Raw genomic sequence first — 22,399 nt, 5'->3', positions numbered from 1 at the left:
AAAAGCAGGGGAATGACTCATAATTGCAAGATAAAGAATCAATTATAATAGAAACTCTAAAAAAAATAAATAAAAATAATTTTCGACAGAAGGAATTCATAATTCGATGTCGAAATCATATACTCCGACAAGAAATATTTATATACTGTAAACAGATATCACAATGGAATATCACTCAATGAGGAGGAAGTACATTGCAAAAAATTGAGGTATTGTTGGCTGATGACAACCGGGAATTTACGAATTTGCTTGCTGAATATATTTCCGATCAGGAGGATATGGAAGTTACAGGAATCGCCTATAACGGCGAAGAAGTGCTCCAACGCATCGCAGAATCCCGCAACATACCTGATGTACTTATTTTAGATATTATTATGCCTCACCTGGATGGTCTCGGTGTGTTGGAGCGTTTGAGAGAAATGAACCTGACTCCACAGCCGAAAATCATTATGCTGACTGCATTCGGTCAAGAAAATATTACACAGAGGGCCGTACAGCTCGGGGCATCTTATTATATTTTGAAGCCGTTTGACATGGAAGTGCTGGCTAACCGTGTTCGCCAATTGGTGGGACCGCAGTTAGTTAGCAGCAGTCCGGTGACCATTTCATCCATGCGGTCCAACGTAGTACCTATGGGTAAAACGAAAAACCTGGATGCCAGTATCACGGCCATCATACATGAAATTGGTGTACCCGCTCACATCAAGGGATATCAATATTTACGCGAAGCCATTACGATGGTGTACAATAATATCGAATTTTGGGAGCCATCACCAAAACATTATATCCGGCAATCGCCGAAAAGTTCAAAACGACGGCATCTCGCGTAGAACGCGCCATTCGTCATGCTATCGAGGTAGCATGGACCCGTGGAAATATCGACAGCATTTCACACCTGTTCGGTTACACCATTAATATCAGCAAGTCCAAACCAACTAATTCAGAGTTCATAGCGATGGTGGCAGATAAGCTGCGGATTGAGAATAAGGTGTCCTGAAAGGGTAAGAATGATTGATAAGTAGACAACTAATACCGCCTTTTTATTGATTCTTCCAAGAACCAATAAAAAGGCGGTATTTTTATGAACGATTTTCAATTTCAACTGGACAATTTAAAGTTTTCTTCAATTATCGTCATTTCATTGCTATCAGTCGTCGTTCTACCAAGGGAGAGAGTTGGAATTATTATTGAACTATTGCTTGATCGACAAGCTCTATAAGAAATATAATTAAAACAATCTTTCAAATGAGGTGAATCGGATGTCATTCCGTATTGTTCGAAGTATTTAGTTTCCGGGCTGGAAAAAACGCGTACCAGCCGTCAAGGGGGGAGGTCTATCCTTTTGACTACAAAAACTAAAATTCTGAATGATATCGGTCTGCTAACCCGTAGTTTTTATCCTTAATTGGAAGGTGGAAGAAAAATGAATTCAATAGAGTATAAAGAGTTTTATGATAAGGTTGGAAAAATCAATGGATGGGATTTCAGCAAGGTGAAATGTATCTCCAAAGGAGTAAAATGGGACTTCTACAATGAAGTAGCGAAGACATGCAAGAAGTCTGATATATTGCTTGATATCGGTACTGGCGGCGGGGAAGCAATTTTATCAATAGCATATTCTGCATTACTTCTAGTTGGGATTGACCATTCCACCGGAATGATTGAAACAGCAACCAAGAATTCTGCTGAATCAGACATAGCAAATGTTCGCTTTCTCCAGATGGATGCTGGAAATCTAAATTTTCCTGAGAACTTCTTTAATGTAATCTCTTCTCGACATTCATGTTTTTATGCAAAAGAAATAGCAAAGGTGTTAGCAAAGGGTGGAATATTCCTGACACAGCAAGTAAGCGAAAACGACAAATTAAATATTAAAGAAGCGTTTGGAAGAGGACAGGCATGGGGTGCTAAGAAAGACTCGTTAAAAGCTAAATATATTACCGAATTAAGTGATGCGGGCTTTAACGATATACAGTCATTTGAATTCAATGCAAACGAATATTATCAGACTCCTGCAGACTTAATATTCCTCTTGAAACACACTCCAATTATTCCTAACTTCGGAGAAAAAGAAATTGATTTTCAAATAATCCAACAATTTATTGTGGACAATCAAACCGAAATAGGAATAAGAACAAATTCAGAACGATTTATGGTGATTGCTAGGAAGTAAAACATAAAGGGATACCCGTTTCTGGGTATCCTTTTTTTAGAACTTATAAGTTTGATGGAATAAGTGAATAAAGATTTTCAGCATCTCCCTCGCTATATGACGATACAATTGTTGGGGATTCTAAAACATAATGCTCTCCACGAGGTTATAAAATAGACCCTGAATCAGTTGCAACATCCATCACGAAGAAAAATTTTCCTTTTGTAAACAGTTCTGAAATTCTCTTTAATTTTGATATAAACAATGTGTCGTTTCTTGTCGATATAGTATCTAATATAAAGAGAACTGAGGAGCGAATATATGAAATTTAACATCCGAACAAAATTGATATTGGGTTTTCTTGCGGTAATAGTCCTGTTGATCGTAATTAGTACAGTATCTATCTCAAAAATGAAAAACCTAGGCGACACTTCGATGGAAATTGATAGCCATTGGATGCCTAGTGTGACCATCCTGGGAACACTAAATGGTGATGTATCTGATGTTGAACGGCTCTCATTAAATATTATTGTAGAACGTGACCCAGAGGAAATGAAGAAGGTTCAGGCCGAATATGATAAGGTTTTAAAAAAGGTTGAGGACGGCCGGAAAACATACGAAAAATTAATTGCTACCCCTAAAGAACGCGAAATGTACGAAGAATTCTCCAAAAATTATACGGAGTATTTGGCTAAGTTGCCAGAAGTGATTGAAGCGGGGAAAGCTAATGATTACACTCAATCAAGCATCCTTCATCAAGAGTCCTATAAGTTGTGGTATAGTTCAAACGATATGATCAGTCAGCTCATTAAATTGAATGCAGATGGATCTAAACAGACTACGAAAGAAGCTGTTGACAACTTTATTTCAGGGAGACAATTGGTCATCTTTTTGAGTATAGCAGCCGTTATATTAGCATTGATCATGGCAATCATCATAGCTCAAATTATTTCTAAACCTATCTTGCGAATCAGTCGTGCGGCTGAAAGTATCGCATCGGGTGATCTTACAAGTGAAGCTATCATTGTGAAGGGCAAGGACGAGATCAGTACGTTGGCACATTCCTTCAATGTTATGGTTGAGAACCTTCGTCAACTGATTCAATCAGTGAGTAAAACGACTGAGTTGGTAACCACTTCCTCAGAGGAATTGACGGCAAGCGCAGAGCAAAATAGCCAAGCTTCTGCACAAATAACCGAAACGGTGCAAGAAGTAGCTACTGGAACGGGAGACCAGGTAGATATGGTGACGAAATCGTCCCAAGCTATTGAAGAAATGTCTATCGGTGTTGAGCAAATCGCCATCCGCGCGCAAAATGTATTCGCATCTGCGCAAGATGCGGCCCATAAATCGGCTGAAGGTAATCAGATGATTCAACAGGCAGTTACGCAGATGAATGCCGTGAATGATTCGATGAATGGATTGGCAGATCTCATGGCTGGATTGGGAGAGCGCTCAGACGAAATTGGCAAGATCATTGATGTTATCACCAATATTTCTAGTCAGACCAACCTTCTTGCCTTGAACGCTGCGATTGAAGCGGCCCGCGCAGGGGAACATGGTCGCGGATTTGCTGTGGTTGCAGGCGAAGTTCGCAAGTTGGCCGAACAATCGGCTCATTCTGCCCAACAAATTACGGAGCTTGTGGGATTGATTCAAAAGGATACTACCCATGCTATTGAGGCGGTAGCGTCCAACGGGAAGGATGTCATGACAGGTCGTGAAGTTGTACAAAATGCAGGCGCATCCTTTGAACTAATTCAGGAAACCGTAAATAAAGTGGCCAGTGAAATTGAAGAGGTTTCTGCGGGATCAGAACAAATGTCTGCAAGTACAGATGAGATTGTTGGTTTTGTCAGACAAATTTCAGCGATTGCTGAGGAAGCCGCAGCAGGGACACAACACGTATCTGCCGCAACTCAGGAACAGCTGGCGTCCATGGAGGAAATTGCTTCATCTGCAAGAAACCTGTCTACGATGGCAGAGGACCTGCAAGGGCAAATTGGTAAATTCAAAGTATAATTCGTATACTGCTTTTTATGTTTCAGAGGAACTAGCTGCTCTATTGTGAGCAGCTTTTTTCTTTTTTTTTTTATTAATATATTGTGATGAGAGGGTGGAGATATGAGGAATCTGTAATTAGAAAGATATGATATAATGGTGGGAAATTCTTTGGGTTGGAGTGACATCATGGACAATAAGACTGAACTTAAAGCAAGTGACCTACGTCAGTTAGCGATAGAAAAAATCATAGCTACACCATTTTTGAATGATTTTAAATATCTGAAAAGCAGAAAAGTTTTGAAAAAAGAAACCAAGGAATTTACATTTGAAATTTGTTTTGGTGCAACTAAATATGGTGCATTAAAAATTTATATTATAGTGGAATCCAAAAGAATAAAAAAGAAGTACAGTACTGGGGCTTGTTTTCACAGTGAGTTGATTGCTCTGACCAAGAAATATACGGGAAACAGGGATTACCTTGTGTCCACAGAAGCAGAAAGAGAACGGGTGATCGAAGAGATTATTGAAGATATCTACAATTTCGCGTTGCCCTTTTTCAAGCGTTTTGAACACGTAGAAACACTAGCAGAACAAGTACATAAGTCAGGCTTTTTACCGCATCGCAAACGCTTTGATAAGTTTAATCCGTTGACGAAAAGATTCATTGATTTTTATTATCAAGGGGAGTAATGTAGCCATCTGGGACATTTTTGTTCTCACCATTGGCAGTAGATAAGCATTTTGATAAGGAGAACGAATTCCATAGAGGGGATATTATCGTTTTTCAAAAGGATGATGTACAATTTGTAAAACGGGTCAATGTACCCCTCAGGAAAAGATGATTTACCTAACATGCTCTATTTCTTGCTTAGAGGCGAGTCGGATGTTGCACTGGAGGGTACGGTTTTTATATGGGTAGACAATTGGATGAACAGCACAGAGGCTGTATAACGGGTATATTTCAATGAATAAAGCTATAGGCTAAGTCATCGCATTGAACGGGCTAGTGGTATTAACCCAATTGATTCTAAAGCAAAGGCAGGGATGAGAGCATGTGGAATAGTCTGACTTGGGTGTTCTTTGGCGTGTTGTTGGTGACGTTGGGTTGGATTGTTAAAGCAAGGCGTAGTCGCAGCAGCAACAAACAAGTGAATGAACAGCGGGGCAGTAATGTGGTTGAATTTCGTCCTCGTAAGTCCGCTCGACAATCTCGCACCGGAAATGAATCTAAGTCTAAAGTGTCTTCTGGCTCACGCGCGAATGCAAAAGCAGCAGGTATTCAGGCCCAAGCTGGATTTGGACTGTCTGACTCTATCCAGGGCACAGGCAAGCAAAAATGCTCCTTTTGTAAAAAAGAAGACAAATTAACCTTCTATGCGGATGACAATGGATCGCTGTATGGGGTATGCAAAGAGTGTAAGCATAAGGCGGAAAGACAGGATATGTTGCCACTTTAGTTTATACAGACGAGTGAGGACCATCATAAAAGAATTCTTATAGTTAATAAAAACTCCCAACCGTATGTAAGTAAATTGGTTAGGAGTTTTTTGTTTGTGTTTTACAGTGCTATCTAATTTGCCTGTCAATCAGTTCCTCGAGCGCATCCGCTATGTGATCTGGTCCATAGGATAGCTCTTCCCGGCTTAAGCTCAACCAGGCATGACGCTCATCCATATCAAAGGCAGTCTCAAGCCAACCAGATAACCCTCTGCCCCTGCGGTCTACTTCTACAAGCACATGCACACCCTCGGGTTCCAACTGCATAATCAGCTCCAGCTCCTCGATATCACGTGCATATTCTGATCCGGGCGTAAATTCAAATTCCTGTACATACGGAACACCGCGTCCCAGCTTAGGGTGACGTTCGCAGGTGGAGGAGCGGAATCGGAAGCCCAACAGGTGAACCGCCTCAAACACTGTATTCATATAGGGATGTGGCTCGATTTTGAGTGAATCACGATCGGTCGGGTCCAAAGCCATGCCAATATCTAATGATGTTTCCAACCAGACGGGCTGTTTGGCGTGAGTAACAGGAGTTTCCAACGGCAATCTGAAGGAAAAAGGAATTTCAAGCTCCTGTCCTTGCTCTAGATGAAAGCCGTCAGATACCTTGATCCGTGCAATGCAGCAGGTGGTGGTAGTTTTTTTATCATCGTGCTCTACGATATATTCAGTCTTGAGCTCAATGTCAATTTTGCCGATTTCCTGATCAATTTTGCCGCCTTTGATGCGCATGATACCACTAAGTTCTTCCCCAGGTACATATACGGCTTGATCTACCAGCGTATCGACTTTAGCTGAACCGATTCCTGCGCTTGCTAAGATTTTGTTGAAAAAACTCATTATTCCGTCCCCCCAGATAACCTCATGGTCATGATATACAAACGAAAACTAAAAACTTGTACAGCTTAACCGGATATACGGGGCAATGGTTCAAATCGTTCCAAAAAAATGCAAGAAAAAAGTCACTGGTACTCACGTAGGCATATTGCAGCTTGTCGATCTATCTGTCTACTAATCGCAGTTCACTTTATGAGGAGGTATAAAGCAGTTTCGACAGCGAGGCTCATAAGCCTCAGAGTCACCGATCATCACAATAGGGCCTACAGTGGAAGGTTTACCATTTACCATACGTTGCGTAAATACTGCTTCCGAGCTACCGCATACAGCGCAAAAGGAAGTCAGCTTCTCGATGTCATCCGCCATGGCGAGCAGACCACCGACATAGCCGAACTCTTTGCCTCGATAATCCAGATTCAGCCCATCGGCAATTACATGCTTGCCGCAATAAGCTAACTCTTGTACGAGCGACATAATATGACGACTGAAAAACTGGACTTCGTCAAAGGCAACCACGTCGGCATCTTTTGTTTCTTGCAAAATACGCTGAACGAGCTCATCCGTGAGTTTTCTGGGGATAGAGATAGCGGGCAGCCGATATCCGATCCGGCTTACTATTTCGTCCTCGGCATAGCGGTTATCTTCAGCGGGTTTGTAAGCGACCACTTTACGATGCCCGTATTGGATTAGTTTTTGACAGCGGCGAATCAATTCGCCGGATTTTTCACTGAACATGGGGCCTGTAATAATCGTAATTCGTCCTGTAGGCAAAGCGAATTCCCCTCTCTGTAACATGTACATAACACTGTAAATCTTCTTCTCCGAAAGAAAACGCCATTATAGATTACCATAACCAGCCGCATACAGACTAGAGAAAATATATTGTTTTTTCGACATGTTGTTGTATGTCTATTCCTAAAACGTAAATGTGGTCGTCATTGCTCTGCCGCCTCTGGCATGATATGGTGAAGCGTAGTGGAATGAAGGGAAGAGTGAAAGGCATGGACGAAAAAAATACGGATTATAGTGCCAAAAAAGGAGCATTACTGGAGCAAGGGCTGATCAGTCCGCAAGCTCTAAAACTCATCACTGAGCTGGAGACAGAGCTGAACTTTCTGCGCAAGCAAAATGAATCATTTCGCAAGGCGCTGCGAGCCAAATCAGTGCAAAATCCCAGGATGTCTACCAAATTACGAGATGCGCTATATGAATGATATGGAAAGATATTTGGATTGAAGGATTAGCTTTTTTGTAGCCTATGCCTAAATGCTATATTTTGTACAGTGAAATAAAGAGAGTACAATAAGCTATATATAATCAATTGTTAATGGAGGAGAAACATGACTATACATTGTGATGTCGCTATTTTGGGTGGAGGAACCGGGGGGTATGTAGCAGCCATTCGTGCCGCCCAGCTAGGCAAGGAAGTGGTTATCATCGAAAAGGACAAGCTTGGTGGAACCTGTCTGCACCGTGGTTGCATTCCGAGTAAAGCCTTGCTGCGCAGTGCGGAAGTATATGCGACGATTAAGGAAAGTGCACAATACGGTATTGAGACATCGGGAGCACAACTTGTATTTCCTAAGGTTCAGGAGCGTAAGGAAGCCGTTGTGGAGCAGCTGCATCAGGGCGTTCAATTTTTGATGCGTAAAAATAAAATTACGGTGCTGAGTGGTAAGGGACGCGTGATTGGGCCGTCTATATTTTCTCCAAAAAGCGGGGCAGTTGCTGTGGAACTAGAAGATGGTGAGATGGAGACGATTGTTCCTGCACATCTCATTATTGCAACGGGATCACGCCCGCGTGTGCTGTCCGGACTAGAGCCAGATGGCGAATTTATTCTAAGCAGTGACGAAGCGTTAACCATGGAGGAGCTACCAGCATCCCTGATTATCGTGGGCGGTGGTGTTATTGGCGTAGAGTGGGCTTCCATGCTAAATGATTTTGGCGTGGAGGTTACGGTAGTTGAAGCCGCGAATCGGCTTATTCCCACGGAAGACGAAGACGTTTCACGTGAAATGCAGCGCTTGTTAACCAAGCGTGGTGTCAAGGTGCTGACGGGTTCACAAGTGCTGGCTAAAACATACGGCAAAGATGAGGAAGGCGTACAGATTGACGTGCAAAAAGGGGAAGAAACCGAAACCCTCAGCGCTTCCAAACTGCTCATTTCTGTAGGGCGTCAGGCAAATGTGGAAAATATCGGGCTGGAAAATACGGATATCCGCGTAGAGCGTGGCTTTATCTCGGTTAATGATCATTTGCAGACGAATGAACCACATATTTACGCCATTGGAGATTGCATCGGCGGCTTACAACTGGCGCATGCGGCGAGCCATGAAGGTTTGCAGGCGGTTCATCATATGGCGGGCGAAGAGTTTCACAGTGTACCTAACCATCTGATTCCGCGGTGTATTTATACACGTCCTGAAGCCGCGAGCGTCGGCTTAACGGAGCAAGAAGCCCGTGAGCGTGGACATCAGGTGAAGACAGGAAAATTCCCTTTTCAAGCTATCGGAAAATCGCTAGTATACGGTAGTCGGGACGGCTTCGTCAAAGTAGTGGCCGACGAGAAGACCAATGATATTCTCGGTGTACATATGATCGGTACGCATGTGACGGATCTGATCAGCGAGGCCGCTCTTGCGCAACTACTGGATGCTACGCCGTGGGAAGTCGGACAGCTTATTCATCCGCATCCGACGTTGTCGGAGATTTTGGGAGAAGCGATGCTGGCCGTTGATGGACAAGCGATTGGCATATAAACGTTTCAAATAAATCGGTGCTTTTCTTTTTGGGGAGAAAAGGATTATAATGGGGTTAGCCAGAGTTTAGTACCAGGTTTTAAGACAAGATGGTACTAGGTACTGGAAGTAGGATGTTTGACACTTAAGGAGGTGCCTCAATGAGTTCTAAAGGCGCTGTAGACGCTGGCTTCAGACATGAACAGCTGGGACTTACTCACGGACAAGTTATTGATATGTACAGATATATGTTGCTCGCAAGAAGATTTGACGAGCGCAACATGCTCCTGCAACGGGCAGGGAAAATTAATTTCCACGTTTCTGGCATTGGACAGGAGGCGGCACAAGTAGGTGCAGCTTTTGGCCTTGACCGGGAAAAGGACTATTTTCTTCCCTATTATCGGGATTATGGATTCGTGCTTGCGGTAGGAATGACGCCGCGCGAACTGATGTTGTCGGCATTTGCCAAGGCAGATGATCCCAATAGCGGTGGTCGCCAGATGCCAGGACATTTTGGTAGTAAACGGTTGCGTATTGTGACTGGCTCCAGCCCAGTAACGACACAGGTTCCGCATGCAGTAGGTGTAGCTTTGGCTGCCAAAATGCAGAAAAAGGATTTTGTTTCGTTTGTTACGTTTGGGGAAGGCTCCAGCAACCAGGGAGATTTTCACGAAGGCTGTAACTTTGCTGGTGTACAGAAGCTGCCCGTCATCATTATGTGCGAGAACAATCAATATGCGATATCGGTTCCGATTCATAAACAGTTGGCAGGCAAGGTAAGCGACCGTGCTTTGGGATATGGTTTTCCAGGGATTCGAGTCGATGGTAATGATGCGTTAGCGGTATATGCGGCGGTGAAGGAAGCACGGGAACGTGCTGTTCGCGGTGATGGTCCTACGCTGATCGAAGCTATGATGTACCGTCTGTCTCCTCACTCCACCTCGGATAATGATCTGGCTTACCGGACCAAGGAGGAAGTGGATGAGAACTGGGCCAAGGATGGCGTAGCCCGTATGAAAAACTACTTGATTGAATGCGGCATTTGGGATGAGGCCAAGGATGCGGATCTGTCGGCTGAGCTGCTGCTCGAAGTCAAGGAAGCGATTGAATATGCAGATAAAGCGCCTTTTCCAAAGCCCGAAGATACGCTGCTGCATGTGTATGCGGATAGCGATGGGGAGGGCCGGTAACGATGGCGATTATGGAATATATTGATGCGATTCGTCTTGCCATGAAAGAAGAGATGGAGCGGGATGAAACGGTTTTTGTATTAGGTGAGGATGTCGGGGTGAAGGGTGGCGTCTTTACAACGACAAAAGGGCTTATGGACCAATTCGGTGAGCAACGTGTCATGGATACGCCATTGGCTGAGTCGGCTATTGCCGGGGTTGCGATTGGTGCAGCCATGTACGGAATGAAGCCGATTGCCGAAATGCAATATTCGGACTTCATGCTTCCGGCTACGAATCAGATTATTAGTGAAGCAGCTAAAATCCGTTACCGCTCTAACAACGATTGGAACTGTCCTGTGGTAATCCGCGCGCCAATCGGTGGTGGTATCTTTGGTGGTTTGTATCACTCTCAGTGTCCAGAATCTATCTTTTTTGGTACGCCGGGTTTGAAAATTGTTGCTCCATTTACACCTTATGACGCAAAAGGATTGTTGAAAGCAGCCATTCGTGACCCTGATCCAGTGCTGTTTTTTGAAAATAAAAAATCCTACAAGCTGATCAAGGGTGAAGTGCCTGAGGATGATTATATCGTTCCGATTGGCAAGGCTAATCTATTACGTGAGGGTGACGATATTACGGTCATCGGATATAGCCAGCCTTTGCATTTTGTTATGCAGGCTGCTGAGGAATTGGAGAAGGAAGAGGGCATTACCGCACATGTTGTGGATTTGCGCACACTCCAACCGCTGGATCGCGAAGCCATTATTGAGGCTGCACGACATACAGGTAAGGTATTAATCGTGCATGAGGACAACAAAACGGGCGGCATCGGTGCCGAGGTATCGGCAATTATTAACGAGGAGTGTCTGTTCGAGCTGGATGCGCCGATTGAGCGTCTATGTGCTCCTGATGTACCAGCCATGCCGATCAGTCCACCGATGGAGAAGTTTTATATGTTAAACAAGGATAAAGTTAAGGAAGCCATGCGCCGTCTTGCAATGTATTAATATAGGGCAGATTGGACGAAAGCATTCCAAAAGTATAGCGGGGGCAGCGGTAAAACGCGCCCTCCTATAATGTTAAGGAGTTGAAAAAATGTCAGACCAAACACAATGGAACGACGTGACCATGCCACAATTGGCAGAATCGCTCGTATCAGCGACAATTGCCAAATGGCTCAAACAACCTGGTGAAACGGTAGAGCAATTCGAGCCGATTTGCGAGGTTATTACAGATAAAGTGAATGCAGAAATCCCATCCACATTGGACGGCATTATGGGTGATCTGTTGGCAGAGGAAGGTCAGACAGTAGCGGTAGGCGAGTTAATTTGCCGTATCCAGACGAAGTCGGCTGCACCTGCGTCGGCATCAGGAGCGACACCTGCTGCACCAGCATCTCAAAGTACCGTGCAAACACAATCTCAGCAGAGTGCTGGGTCGGACCAGTCCATGAGAGGACGTTTTTCCCCAGCGGTGCAAACCCTGGCTGCTGAGCATAATGTCGACTTAAGCCAAGTACCAGGCACGGGCATGGCGGGAAGAATTACCCGCAAAGACGTGCTGAATTATGTGCAGCAGGGCGGTTCTGCTCCCACTGGAGTATCTGGACAGCCGACTGCGACAACATCAGGACAAGGCTCTCCTTTTGCAGGAAGACAGCAGTCTGCCACTCAGCACAATACACCGATTCAAAATATGGACCCTGCTATTCCGGTTCGTAACAGTGGGATTCATTTGACGGAGGCTCCAAAAGCTCCTGTGATCGAAGTTGAGGGTGGCAACAACAGATCCGAGTATTTTATTGATGTTACACCCATTCGCAGTGCAATTGCTCGCAATATGCGACAAAGCGTTTCCGAAATTCCACATGCATGGACGACAATTGAGGTGGATGTGACCAACCTGGTAATGCTCCGCAACAAGATCAAAAACGAGTTCAAGCAAAAAGAAGGCATCAATATTACGTATCTGGCTTTCCTCATGAAAGCAGTCGTGAATGCAATCAAGGAATATCCGATCATGAATTCGGTGTGGGCTGTGGACAAAATTATCGTCAAAAGAGATATCAATATTTCGCTAGCCGTGGGTACAGAGGACTCCGTTCTTACTCCTGTTATTAAAAAAGCGGACCAGAAAAATATTGCTGGATTAGCTCGTGAAATTGATGATTTGGCACGTAAAACCCGGGAAGGCACGCTCAAACTGGACGACATGCAAGGCGGAACGTTCACTGTAAACAACACAGGCTCCTTTGGTTCGATTTTATCTTATCCGGTAATTAACTATCCGCAGGCTGCAATTCTTACCTTTGAATCCATTGTCAAAAGACCAGTGGTTATTGATGATATGATTGCGGTTCGCTCGATGGCTAATCTGTGCTTGTCGCTGGATCATCGCATTTTGGACGGAGTGATTTGCGGACGATTCTTGCAACGGGTTAAAGAAAATCTAGAAGGCTACACCTTGGATACGAAGCTGTACTAATCATCCGAACAGTGGGGGAAATGTACGGAGAGGAAGTGACAGGCCGTGAACAGACGACCGCTTGATGTAACCTATACGAATAGGATGGAATATGCCCATGCATGGGATGTCCAGAAGGAGATTGTGGGAAAGCTGGATGCGGGAGAGGCAAGAGAAACGCTTATGCTTCTCCAGCATCCGCCGACCTATACGATTGGTTCTCAGCGGCATCCTGAACATTTGCTCCTTACACCAGAGCAACTGAAGGAGCAGGGAATCAGCGTCTTTCAGATTGACCGTGGGGGAGACATTACATATCATGGGCCGGGGCAGCTTGTCGGATATCCTCTACTTATGCTCGGCAACCGGGAGGCGCTGAATCTGCACGGATACCTTCGAAGTCTGGAAGAAGTGATCATTCGGTTGTTGGCATCTTATGGGATTGAGGGAAGTCGTAAGCCTGAATATACGGGGGTATGGATCGGGAATCTTAAAATTGCGGCCATTGGCGTCAAATTCAACAAGTGTAAGCACCGTCGGGGCTTCGTAACCAGCCATGGCTTTGCCTTTAACATCAAATCAGGAATACAGCATGAGGGCTTTGAGGGCATTGTCCCGTGCGGAATTCAGGAATACGGTGTGACATCATTGGAGGACTGCATACAGAATCCTATGTCGGTGGAGCAGATTGCGAAGGAAATTGTACCGTTCTTTGAACAGCAATTTTCATTTGCCGCGCAATGGCAAACGCATTCTTTCCAATAAAGGTAAGGCGGGCTATTGTGTATCTACACGGAAGCCCGCCTGTTTGCTTTACGTAACAGCTCGTCCACTTAAGGCTTCAACAGTGCCTTAAGTGGACGGATACCTTGAGCGGTATAGTTATTATAGTGGCATAATAAACGGCTCAATTACCATGAACAGCGTAGAACCAATCATAGCTGCGAGCATAATGTAGACGAAAAAACGAACCCATTTTTTGTTCGACATGTGTAACTCCTTTAGGATAGGTTTAAGTCATAGATAAGAACATCTATCCGTATTGTAGCGTAATCGGGAAAGAGAGGAAAGTTTAATGACAGTAAAAGTAGTAAAAGACCGAATTGTACAGGAATTTATGGAACTCGTACAGGTGGATAGTGAAACGAAAAATGAGCAGGAAATATCACGTGTTTTAAAAGAAAAGTTTAATGCACTCGGGCTGGAAGTAATGGAAGACGATTCTCGTGAAAGAACCGGACATGGTTCAGGCAATCTGATCGTCACCTGGAAAGCGGAAGGTGTGGAGCAAGCACCTAAATTATTTTTTACCTGCCACATGGATACCGTTACTCCAGGTAAAGGCATTAAGCCACAGTTGGGCGAGGATGGCTGGATTCGTAGTGACGGTTCAACGATTCTGGGGTCTGACGACAAGGCGGGAATTGCTGCTTTGTTCGAGGCGATCCGTGTCGTGCGCGAGCAGAATATTCCCCATGGTCAAATCCAGTTCGTGATTACGGCTGGCGAGGAATCTGGTTTGATGGGTGCACGGGCGATGAAGCCTGAAGTGCTAGATTCTGATTTCGGATATGCTTTGGATTCGAATGGTGAAGTTGGCTCTATTTGTATAGCTGCCCCAACGCAGGCACGTATTGAAATGAAGATAACTGGGAAGTCCGCTCATGCGGGGGTAAATCCCGAAGATGGCATTAGTGCCATTCAGGTCGCTTCTAAAGCCATTTCTAAAATGAAACTAGGACGGATTGATAAGGAAACGACCGCTAACATCGGCAGTTTCGAGGGCGGCGGCGCGACGAATGTGGTATGCGATTTTGTATTAATCCGTGCAGAGGCACGTAGTATTGTGCAGGAAAAGGTTAATCATCAAATCCAGCATATGCGTGAAGCGCTGGAAACCACCACACGCGAATTTGGTGCACAGGGAGAGTTCCGCAGTGAAGTCATCTATCCGGCATTCAGCTTTACGGAGCATGACGAAGTTGTACAGGTTGCACAGCGTGCAATTCAAGGACTGGGACTGGCAACGTCCACCTTCCATTCCGGTGGTGGCTCAGATGCTAATGTATTCAACGGGCTTGGAATTCCAACGGTGAATTTGGCTGTGGGCTACCAGAACATCCATACAACAGAGGAAAAAATCAAGGCCGATGACCTGGTGAAGGTTGCTGAAGTTGTCATAGCTCTGATTCAAGAAACCACAAAATAAACTTGTATCATACACTTGCAACATACTGAAAAAAGGTTCAGGTTAAAGACAGGAACAGCGTTCCTTCGTCTTTAGACCTGAACCTTTTTTGAAACAGCTAGCGAAGCGATGGTGGCGGTAGGTCCGTGTTCCTTTTGCCACTGACGCAAGAGTGCTTGAATCTGCCAGGCTTTACCAACGATATGGAGGGTGCTTTCAGTACGGTAGCTTTTCATTTCTGCATCTCCTCATGACAGGAAGTTTGTTATCCTACCACCAGCATATGTACAAAGTGGACAAGTTAGACTAACTTTGGTGATAATTAATAAAGAAAGATAGATATGAAGGAGGAAACTTACAGATGAACGAGCAAACGAACGGACAATTAAACAAACCAACAAACGATGCACATCGCAAGCCTTATTCCAATCCTGCGCTGGAGGAAAAGACCGTGTCTACACAGCCTATCTTTGAGGGGAAGGTCATTACATTACAGGTAGACACGGTAGAGCTTCCCGACGGCTCCACTGGAAAGCGTGAGATCGTAAAGCATCCAGGAGCGGTGGCTGTTTTGGCTCTACATGAAGGGAAAATGCTGGTCGTGGACCAGTACAGACAGGCGATGGGGCGCTGTGAGGTAGAAATTCCTGCAGGTAAGCTAGAGCGGGGGGAAGACCCGATGGAAGCAGCGGGGCGTGAGCTGAGAGAAGAGACAGGTTATACTGCCAAGTCGTTGAAGCTGCTGCACTCCTTTTATACCTCTCCTGGCTTTGCGGATGAAATCATTCATCTGTATGTGGCCGAAGAACTGGAGTTAGGTGAGATGGAACCGGATGAGGATGAATTTCTGGAGTTGTTTGAGGTGACGCTGGAAGAAGCACAGACGCTCATTCGTGAAGGACGGATTAGTGATGCTAAAACGATTCTGGCCGTCTATGCATGGCAACTCCGCCAACATACAGGGAGCTTCTAAGCGGATGGATGAAAATATAGTAGAACTTAACGACTACTTTGCAGACTTGCATATTCATATTGGCAGAACAGAGAAGGGAAATCCGGTCAAAATTAGTGGCAGCCGCGATCTGACCTTTGCCAACATAGCTAAGGAAGCCTCCGGTCGTAAAGGAATTGGGCTGATCGGTATCATTGACTGCCATGCACCTAATGTACAGGAGGATATTCGTACCTATTTACATACGGGTGAAATGAAGGAAATCAGCGGCGGCGGTATCGCTTACCGGGATACGGTTATTCTCCTTGGCACGGAGTTGGAAATACGTGCTGAAGGTCGCCCTGAGGCGCACGTACTGGCCTATTTTCCAGATCTGGCGGAGATGGAGGATTTTACCCAATGGCTGGCCCGGCATATGAAAAATGTTAATCTTAGCTCACAACGAATCTATGCGCCGCCACGCGAGTTGCAGCAGCAAATTTACGGACGTGGAGGCATTATGGTGCCTGCACACGTGTTTACTCCTCATAAGGGCATATACGGCAGCTCAGCGGCCCGTATGGAGGAACTGCTGGATATGGAGCTCGTTAGCGGGGTGGAGCTGGGGCTGAGCGCAGATTCATCTATGGCCGGTTTGATTTCGGAACTGGATCGCTTCAGCTTTCTCACGAATTCAGATGCCCATTCACTTGGGAAAATCGGACGAGAATACAACAAATTATCACTGGCAAAGCCGTGTTTTGATGAATTCAGAATGGCTTTGGAGCGGCGGGAAGGACGACGGGTGCGTGCCAACTACGGATTAAATCCGAAACTGGGCAAATACCATCGTTCTTACTGTCAAAGCTGCGGTACGATTATTGACGAGCAACAGATGGCGGATGAACGTTGTCCCGACTGTGGTCATACCAAGCTGGTGCGAGGTGTGCTGGATCGAATATGGAGCATTGCCGACCGTGAACAGCCCATGATTCCTTCCCATCGTCCGCCGTACATTTACCAGATTCCACTGGAGTTTATTCCAGGTCTGGGCAAAGCCAAGCTGAACCAGCTATTGGCTGCATTTGGAACAGAAATGAATATTTTACATGAGGTTACACAGGAGGAGTTAGCAGCAGTCGTCGGAAAAGTGCTGGCAGAGCAAATTGTGCTTTCACGCGAAGGGCGACTGTCGCTTGTATCCGGTGGTGGTGGAACATACGGCAAAATAGCTAAGTCCTAGTAAAGTCTTGTCCCTCTAAAGGCATATCAGTGTCTGCTTGTTCATAACCATAAATTATCTATGCCGCTGGCTTGGCACATCATTCGTGATGCTTGATCTGCAGTGAAAGCTGCCCCATTTCTAGCCATCAGCCGTCGGATTACGGTTGTTTTTTGGACAAACAAGCAGATGAAAGGGGCAGGACGCCGATGCAATGGTTTCGTCATACGTTAAAAGATCAGACGCCGTATTATGTTTTCTTGGCTGTGCTGTTTCTGGTGGGAGTCGTCTTTGGCGCACTTATGGTAAACGCGCTCTCGCTGGAGCAGTTACAGGATTTATCCCGTTACCTGAAGGATTTTTTTGTAACGGTCAATCAAAACGAACAGGGCTTCGCTGATTCGCAAGCGGCTTCGACCTTTTGGGATAGCGTATCTTTACATCTGAAATGGGTCGGCCTAATTTGGGTGTGTGGCCTTTCGGTTATCGGTCTGCCGGGCATTCTTGTATTGAATTTCCTCAAGGGTGTGCTAATCGGATTTTCAGTAGGTTATATGGTGGGGCAATATTCGTGGAAAGGACTGCTATTTTCTTTGGTTTCAGTTGCACCCCATAACCTGCTCGTCATTCCGGTACTGCTCGTCTGCAGCGTGGCTGCGATGACTTTTTCCATCCATATGATCAAAACCAAAATACTCGCTACCCGGCCGTCAGACGGGATGCTGCGTCCGTTGCTGTCTTATGCAGGATTGACTGCTGTGATGATGGTGCTTCTTATCGGTAGCGCGTCCTTTGAAACTTGGATCACCCCGGTTATGATGCAATGGGTCACTCCTATGCTGACAGCTTCCGTATCATCTTGATCCGTTTCAAAATGTTTGACTTTATTTGTATAGACCCCCTATAATAATAGGAGTGAAAAAAGTGCAGTAGGCAGTAGCTTTGCAGGGGGAGGGAGACACATGGAAGCACGGATCGAAAAAATTAAGCAGCAGCTGCAATCCCAGGGCTACAAACTAACGCCTCAGCGGGAAGCCACCGTCAGAGTTTTACTTGAGAACGAAGATGATCATCTGAGTGCGGAAGATGTATTTATGCTCGTCAAAGAGAAAGCTCCCGAAATCGGTCTGGCAACCGTATACCGTACCCTAGAACTGCTAAGTGAACTGCATGTCGTGGAGAAAATTAATTTTGGTGATGGCGTTGCGCGTTATGATTTGCGCGGCGATACAACCAAACATCACCATCACCATTTGATATGTGTGCAGTGTGGCAGTGTAGATGAAATACTGGAAGATTGGCTTGGACCATTGGAGGAGCGTCTGGAACGGGAATATAATTTTACCGTAGTGGATCATCGTTTGGACTTCCACGGTATTTGTTATCGTTGTAAGGCGAAGAACGATACGACGGCTCAGAAATCTTTGGGCAAATCCAGAAAAAACAAATCTCAGGACTAAAAGCTGACTACCCAAGCTCTCACCGACGAAGATGCGTTCGGGAGAGCTTTTTTGGTTCGGAATCTGTTGTTCGGGATTAAGCGGTATAAAAAGGAATAGCTTGTCATACCCTTCCATAGAGAGTCCTAATAGAGACTATATTCTGGGGAAAAGGCGGCTGATCCACATGGTACTATCGTTGCGGAGAGGACTAAAATGGCTGCGTTTGGTAATATTGTTCGGTGTGCTGGCATGTATGTTCTTTTATAGCCTCAGGCTGTTTACAGATTGGATAACACCTGTAGATCATTACCGAATACCGGAAGGACATGCAGTTAAGGTATTTGGCGGACAAAAAGTAAATGAAGGGTCCGAGCATCGAATAGCAGTGTTGGAACGTTTACGTTTCTTTTACTGGTATGGTGAATAGTCTAAGTAATCGGTCTTGATGAGCTTATGATATGAACGCAGCACACGAAGAAGCAGACGCTGAGACTGAACCGCTGTATGCAGAACAAGGAGACTTTTGGAACTCATGAAAATGTACATTCAACCTTTCGTTCAATATATGGATGAGGAAAAGGGCTTGTCGCGCAGCACATTGGAAGCGTACCAACGGGACGTACAGCAGTTTACCGAGTTCGCAGAAAGCTGTGGTATTGAGCAGCCGGATAACGTCCAACGGTCACATCTGGTACTGTATTTGAGCCGTTTGAAGGAACAGGGAAAAGCTGCGGCGACGATATCACGTAGCGTCGCCTCCATTCGCTCCTTTTTTCATTTTCTTATTCGGGAGGGAATTACGATCCATGATCCGTCCGTTCTACTGGAGCTGCCCAAAGCGACTAAAAAGAAGCCCTCGGTGCTAACGCAGGATGAGATAGAGCGTTTGCTGGACGCGCCGGATGTGACTGCCCCGCAAGGGGTGCGAGACAAGGCGATGCTGGAGTTGCTATATGCGACGGGCATTCGTGTATCGGAGCTGATTGCCCTAAACGTGCGTGATGTCCGCACCGATCTGCGCTTTGTGCACTGTGGCGGCGAGGCAGGCAAGGAGCGTGTTGTACCGATCAGCCGTGAGGCATCACAGTGGGCACAAGCCTACATGGACGAGCAGCGTCTATTATTGCTGAGATCCGGGCAGGGTGAAGAAGCTCAAGTAGAGCAGGAAGCCATGTTCCTGAACGTATCTGGTCAGCGTCTCAGTAGACAGGGCTTCTGGAAAATGATTAAGAAGTACGGCCAGGAAGCAGGCATAAGCGAGGATATCACGCCCCATACGTTGCGGCATTCCTTTGCGGTACATATGCTGGAGGGCGGAGCGGACTTACGCTCTGTACAGGAAATGCTGGGTCATGCTGATCTGTCAACGACGCAGGTATATGCGCAGACGGCCAGACGGAATATGAAGGAAGTATATGAAAAGCATCACCCGCACGGCGGCAACCGCACTTCTCATGAAAGCAAAGATCGAACGTAACGATACTTTGCTTTCATAGAAAATGTGATAATGACTATAACTTTACGATTGTACAAGTCAGGAGAGATATTAATGTCAACAGCCAACCAAGCTACAATTCAGGAAGCAGCAGATTATATCCGTGCCAAGAGCGGAATACGTCCAGAGATTGGTCTTATTCTGGGATCAGGTCTCGGTATTCTAGCCGATTTAATTCAGGATGGAATTAGTATTCCTTATCAGGATATTCCCCATTTTCCTGTATCGACGGTAGAAGGTCACGAGGGAGAATTACTGTTAGGCACGATTGAAGGTCGCGCTGTCGTCATGATGAAAGGGCGCTTTCATATGTATGAGGGCTATGGCCCGCAGCTGACGGCTTTCCCAGTTCGGGTGATGAAGCAATTGGGGATTCAAAGTCTGCTGGTGACGAATGCAGCAGGTGGTGTAAACACTTCTTACGAAGCAGGCGATCTGATGGTCATCTCCGATCATCTTAATCTGACAGGACAAAATCCATTGATCGGACCGAACGATGCTGGTCTGGGCGTTCGTTTTCCAGACATGTCGGAGGCGTACAGCCGCCGCTTGCGTGAAATTGCCAAGCAAACGGCTAACCAACAGGGCTTCAGTCTGCAAGAAGGTGTATATGCTGGATTGCTGGGACCTAACTATGAAACGCCTGCTGAAATCGTTATGCTGCGTACACTGGGTGCAGATGCGGTGGGTATGTCGACCGTATCTGAGGTTATTGTAGCCCGTCATGCAGGTATTGAGGTACTGGGCTTCTCCTGTATCACGAATATGGCCGCAGGCATTCTGGATCAGCCTTTGTCCCATGGTGAAGTGATGGAGACGGCAGAGAAAGTACGTGAGCAATTTTTAAAACTTGTGCTAGCGATTATTCCACAAATGTAGATTGGGGATCATGTTCAACCGAAGCGGTGGACATATATCCCAAGAACCCCATATCCGATCGCCTTTTGATGGCGTGGGTATGGGGTTCTTTTTTACATCAGCGGTTGAGCTGAGTATGATCTCCTAATGAAGAGGGGGCGTGCTCAATGCAGTTGATTTCGCTTTTTCTGCTACAGCCAGTTTATGTCGTTCTTGCACCTTGATCACAATAACCATAAAAATGATCCAGTAAATGGCTAGCGAGTTCAGGAAACGGCTGTCCGTTATATTGTTCAATACAATAAATAGGAAAAAAACTGCTGCCGTCAGCCATGTATACATATCTGCTTTGCCAATTCTGAATTTAAATAAAGTTGTTATGGCGAGTGTAATTGTTGCCAGTAGTCCTGTAAGGCCCACATCGATCCACAGATCACGGAAACCGCTATGGCTGCTTGTCAGATCAAATCGAATTCCGTTCGCATAGATACTGGGTCGGGCTGCCCAGTAGGAGCCGTAACCATGTCCGAACCAGTAATGGCTCTGAATAGCACCACCAATCCCCTGCCAGATTTCCGTTCTTCCAGTTAAGGTCGTTGTTTTTCCGAATTCCGACGCAATTGCATCTCCATAAGTAAAGGTGAATACCAAACCCAAAAGAACGAGCAAGCAGGAACCGCTAATGAAGAAACCGCGCAACGCAATGCTTCGGATTCTCTTGAATAGCAGTATAAACAATATAAATACGAAGAGCGAAGATGTCAGTACCAAAGAGGTGGTAGATTGGCACTCGATAAGCAATAGGGCATTGAGTAAGATAAAGCCGATATGCAAAACTTTACGTTTACCCCTGAAAAAATAAATGACATGTGAAACAAAACTTAACAGAGAGAGAGTTCCAAGTGTATTTTTATGACCAGAGATGCCCTTCCATAGCCCAGTATGTTCTACTCCACCATGAATGGCAAAGGAGGGAACGAGCAAAACGGCGAGTAGATTGAGTATGCTCAAAATACTTAACGTAACGACTAAGAGGCGAATGCAGCCCTGAGTTGTATAATGGGTGACCAAATAGAGCCCAAAGGTAGAGAAGGCAAGGAATTTGAGAACCATCAGCAAGGAAGAGGTCTGTTCTTGTTCAGCCCATAAACAGGAGGCAGCGATGTACAGCGTGAGTAAAGTCAGTAACGGATTGTCGGCTAAGGTTGCGATCAATGACTTGAGTGAAGGTAGTAGCATGGTATAGCTGAACAACAGGATAAGCACGGAAATCGTGATAACTCTGGGGGACAAACCCTGACAAGCATAAGGAATCGAAAAAGCCAGTAAACCAGCTACTGTAAGTACATGTTTCACGATTTCACCGCCTAGATACATTATGTATCTATAAT

Annotated in this window: 23 protein-coding genes and 1 pseudogene; 19 read left to right on the top strand and 5 right to left on the bottom strand. The window is 45.5% G+C overall.

Annotated elements, in window-relative coordinates:
• Positions 1 to 194 precede the first annotated feature (194 nt).
• The 5 genes and pseudogenes from spo0A to KAI37_RS15755 all read left to right on the top strand — a co-directional run bounded on the left by spo0A (position 195) and on the right by KAI37_RS15755 (position 5,613).
• Positions 195 to 997: pseudogene (spo0A, locus tag KAI37_RS15775) on the top strand (sporulation transcription factor Spo0A).
• A gap of 426 nt (positions 998 to 1,423) precedes the next feature.
• On the top strand, positions 1,424 to 2,173 hold the full coding sequence (locus tag KAI37_RS15770) for a class I SAM-dependent methyltransferase (RefSeq protein WP_220029803.1): 750 nt from the start codon (positions 1,424 to 1,426) through the stop codon (positions 2,171 to 2,173).
• A 300-nt stretch (positions 2,174 to 2,473) separates the two neighbouring features.
• Positions 2,474 to 4,174, top strand: a complete 1,701-nt coding sequence (locus KAI37_RS15765) for a methyl-accepting chemotaxis protein (RefSeq protein ID WP_071641476.1) — start codon at positions 2,474 to 2,476, stop codon at positions 4,172 to 4,174.
• A 168-nt stretch (positions 4,175 to 4,342) separates the two neighbouring features.
• Entirely contained in the window at positions 4,343 to 4,846 is a 504-nt protein-coding gene (locus KAI37_RS15760) for a hypothetical protein (RefSeq protein WP_076293097.1), read from the top strand.
• A gap of 362 nt (positions 4,847 to 5,208) precedes the next feature.
• Entirely contained in the window at positions 5,209 to 5,613 is a 405-nt protein-coding gene (locus tag KAI37_RS15755; protein ID WP_071641474.1) for a hypothetical protein, read from the top strand.
• A 109-nt stretch (positions 5,614 to 5,722) separates the two neighbouring features.
• Here KAI37_RS15755 and KAI37_RS15750 read toward each other — a convergent pair whose 3' ends face one another.
• Together KAI37_RS15750 and KAI37_RS15745 are read right to left on the bottom strand one after the other, a co-directional pair.
• Positions 5,723 to 6,499: a sporulation protein gene (locus KAI37_RS15750; RefSeq protein WP_220029802.1), complete on the bottom strand. Its 777-nt coding sequence runs from the start codon at positions 6,497 to 6,499 to the stop codon at positions 5,723 to 5,725.
• A 171-nt stretch (positions 6,500 to 6,670) separates the two neighbouring features.
• Positions 6,671 to 7,267 (bottom strand): thymidine kinase, encoded by a 597-nt coding sequence (locus KAI37_RS15745; protein ID WP_023989232.1) that lies wholly within the window; start codon positions 7,265 to 7,267, stop codon positions 6,671 to 6,673.
• Between the two features lie 209 nt (positions 7,268 to 7,476).
• On the opposite strand from KAI37_RS15745, the gene KAI37_RS15740 reads away from it, so the two are divergent.
• From KAI37_RS15740 to lipB, 6 genes are all read left to right on the top strand, one after another.
• On the top strand, positions 7,477 to 7,710 hold the full coding sequence (locus tag KAI37_RS15740; RefSeq protein ID WP_220029801.1) for a hypothetical protein: 234 nt from the start codon (positions 7,477 to 7,479) through the stop codon (positions 7,708 to 7,710).
• 126 nt (positions 7,711 to 7,836) lie between these two features.
• The gene (gene lpdA / locus KAI37_RS15735) at positions 7,837 to 9,258 is read left to right on the top strand and encodes a dihydrolipoyl dehydrogenase (RefSeq protein ID WP_076293005.1); all 1,422 of its coding nucleotides are present in this window, start codon (positions 7,837 to 7,839) and stop codon (positions 9,256 to 9,258) included.
• A 140-nt stretch (positions 9,259 to 9,398) separates the two neighbouring features.
• On the top strand, positions 9,399 to 10,427 hold the full coding sequence (locus tag KAI37_RS15730; RefSeq protein WP_220029800.1) for a thiamine pyrophosphate-dependent dehydrogenase E1 component subunit alpha: 1,029 nt from the start codon (positions 9,399 to 9,401) through the stop codon (positions 10,425 to 10,427).
• A 2-nt stretch (positions 10,428 to 10,429) separates the two neighbouring features.
• Positions 10,430 to 11,416, top strand: a complete 987-nt coding sequence (locus KAI37_RS15725) for an alpha-ketoacid dehydrogenase subunit beta (RefSeq protein WP_076293007.1) — start codon at positions 10,430 to 10,432, stop codon at positions 11,414 to 11,416.
• A gap of 88 nt (positions 11,417 to 11,504) precedes the next feature.
• Positions 11,505 to 12,893: a dihydrolipoamide acetyltransferase family protein gene (locus KAI37_RS15720; RefSeq protein WP_071641464.1), complete on the top strand. Its 1,389-nt coding sequence runs from the start codon at positions 11,505 to 11,507 to the stop codon at positions 12,891 to 12,893.
• Between the two features lie 45 nt (positions 12,894 to 12,938).
• A complete protein-coding gene (gene lipB / locus KAI37_RS15715; protein ID WP_071641462.1) occupies positions 12,939 to 13,637 on the top strand; it encodes a lipoyl(octanoyl) transferase LipB in 699 nt (232 codons plus the stop codon).
• Between the two features lie 120 nt (positions 13,638 to 13,757).
• On the opposite strand, the gene prli42 is transcribed toward lipB, so the two are convergent.
• Positions 13,758 to 13,862, bottom strand: coding sequence for a stressosome-associated protein Prli42 (gene prli42, locus KAI37_RS15710; RefSeq protein WP_023989226.1), 105 nt, complete (start codon positions 13,860 to 13,862; stop codon positions 13,758 to 13,760).
• Positions 13,863 to 13,947: 85 nt separating this feature from the next.
• Between prli42 and KAI37_RS15705 the strand changes: the two genes are divergently transcribed.
• On the top strand, positions 13,948 to 15,081 hold the full coding sequence (locus KAI37_RS15705; protein ID WP_025723037.1) for a tripeptidase T: 1,134 nt from the start codon (positions 13,948 to 13,950) through the stop codon (positions 15,079 to 15,081).
• A 71-nt stretch (positions 15,082 to 15,152) separates the two neighbouring features.
• Here KAI37_RS15705 and mciZ read toward each other — a convergent pair whose 3' ends face one another.
• Positions 15,153 to 15,296 carry a Z-ring formation inhibitor MciZ gene (mciZ, locus tag KAI37_RS15700; protein ID WP_071641458.1) on the bottom strand — a complete coding sequence of 48 codons (144 nt, stop codon included), beginning with the start codon at positions 15,294 to 15,296 and terminating at the stop codon, positions 15,153 to 15,155.
• Positions 15,297 to 15,421: 125 nt separating this feature from the next.
• On the opposite strand from mciZ, the gene KAI37_RS15695 reads away from it, so the two are divergent.
• The 7 genes from KAI37_RS15695 to KAI37_RS15665 all read left to right on the top strand — a co-directional run bounded on the left by KAI37_RS15695 (position 15,422) and on the right by KAI37_RS15665 (position 21,029).
• Entirely contained in the window at positions 15,422 to 16,033 is a 612-nt protein-coding gene (locus KAI37_RS15695; RefSeq protein WP_071641456.1) for an NUDIX domain-containing protein, read from the top strand.
• Between the two features lie 4 nt (positions 16,034 to 16,037).
• A complete protein-coding gene (locus KAI37_RS15690) occupies positions 16,038 to 17,234 on the top strand; it encodes an endonuclease Q family protein (protein WP_071641454.1) in 1,197 nt (398 codons plus the stop codon).
• A 188-nt stretch (positions 17,235 to 17,422) separates the two neighbouring features.
• On the top strand, positions 17,423 to 18,076 hold the full coding sequence (spoIIM, locus tag KAI37_RS15685; protein WP_023989222.1) for a stage II sporulation protein M: 654 nt from the start codon (positions 17,423 to 17,425) through the stop codon (positions 18,074 to 18,076).
• A gap of 99 nt (positions 18,077 to 18,175) precedes the next feature.
• Positions 18,176 to 18,673, top strand: a complete 498-nt coding sequence (gene fur / locus KAI37_RS15680; protein WP_013310789.1) for a ferric iron uptake transcriptional regulator — start codon at positions 18,176 to 18,178, stop codon at positions 18,671 to 18,673.
• A 166-nt stretch (positions 18,674 to 18,839) separates the two neighbouring features.
• Entirely contained in the window at positions 18,840 to 19,082 is a 243-nt protein-coding gene (locus KAI37_RS15675) for a YqzK family protein (RefSeq protein ID WP_023989220.1), read from the top strand.
• A 105-nt stretch (positions 19,083 to 19,187) separates the two neighbouring features.
• The gene (xerD, locus tag KAI37_RS15670; RefSeq protein WP_071641452.1) at positions 19,188 to 20,132 is read left to right on the top strand and encodes a site-specific tyrosine recombinase XerD; all 945 of its coding nucleotides are present in this window, start codon (positions 19,188 to 19,190) and stop codon (positions 20,130 to 20,132) included.
• 72 nt (positions 20,133 to 20,204) lie between these two features.
• Entirely contained in the window at positions 20,205 to 21,029 is an 825-nt protein-coding gene (locus tag KAI37_RS15665; RefSeq protein WP_013310786.1) for a purine-nucleoside phosphorylase, read from the top strand.
• Positions 21,030 to 21,152: 123 nt separating this feature from the next.
• Here KAI37_RS15665 and KAI37_RS15660 read toward each other — a convergent pair whose 3' ends face one another.
• A complete protein-coding gene (locus tag KAI37_RS15660; protein WP_071644326.1) occupies positions 21,153 to 22,364 on the bottom strand; it encodes an O-antigen ligase family protein in 1,212 nt (403 codons plus the stop codon).
• Positions 22,365 to 22,399 lie beyond the last annotated feature (35 nt).

The organism is Paenibacillus sp. S25 (assembly GCF_019454085.1).
GTDB lineage: Bacteria > Bacillota > Bacilli > Paenibacillales > Paenibacillaceae > Paenibacillus > Paenibacillus polymyxa_B.
Note: the sequence above shows the minus strand (reverse complement) of the source record. Positions and strands in the feature narration are given on the sequence as shown.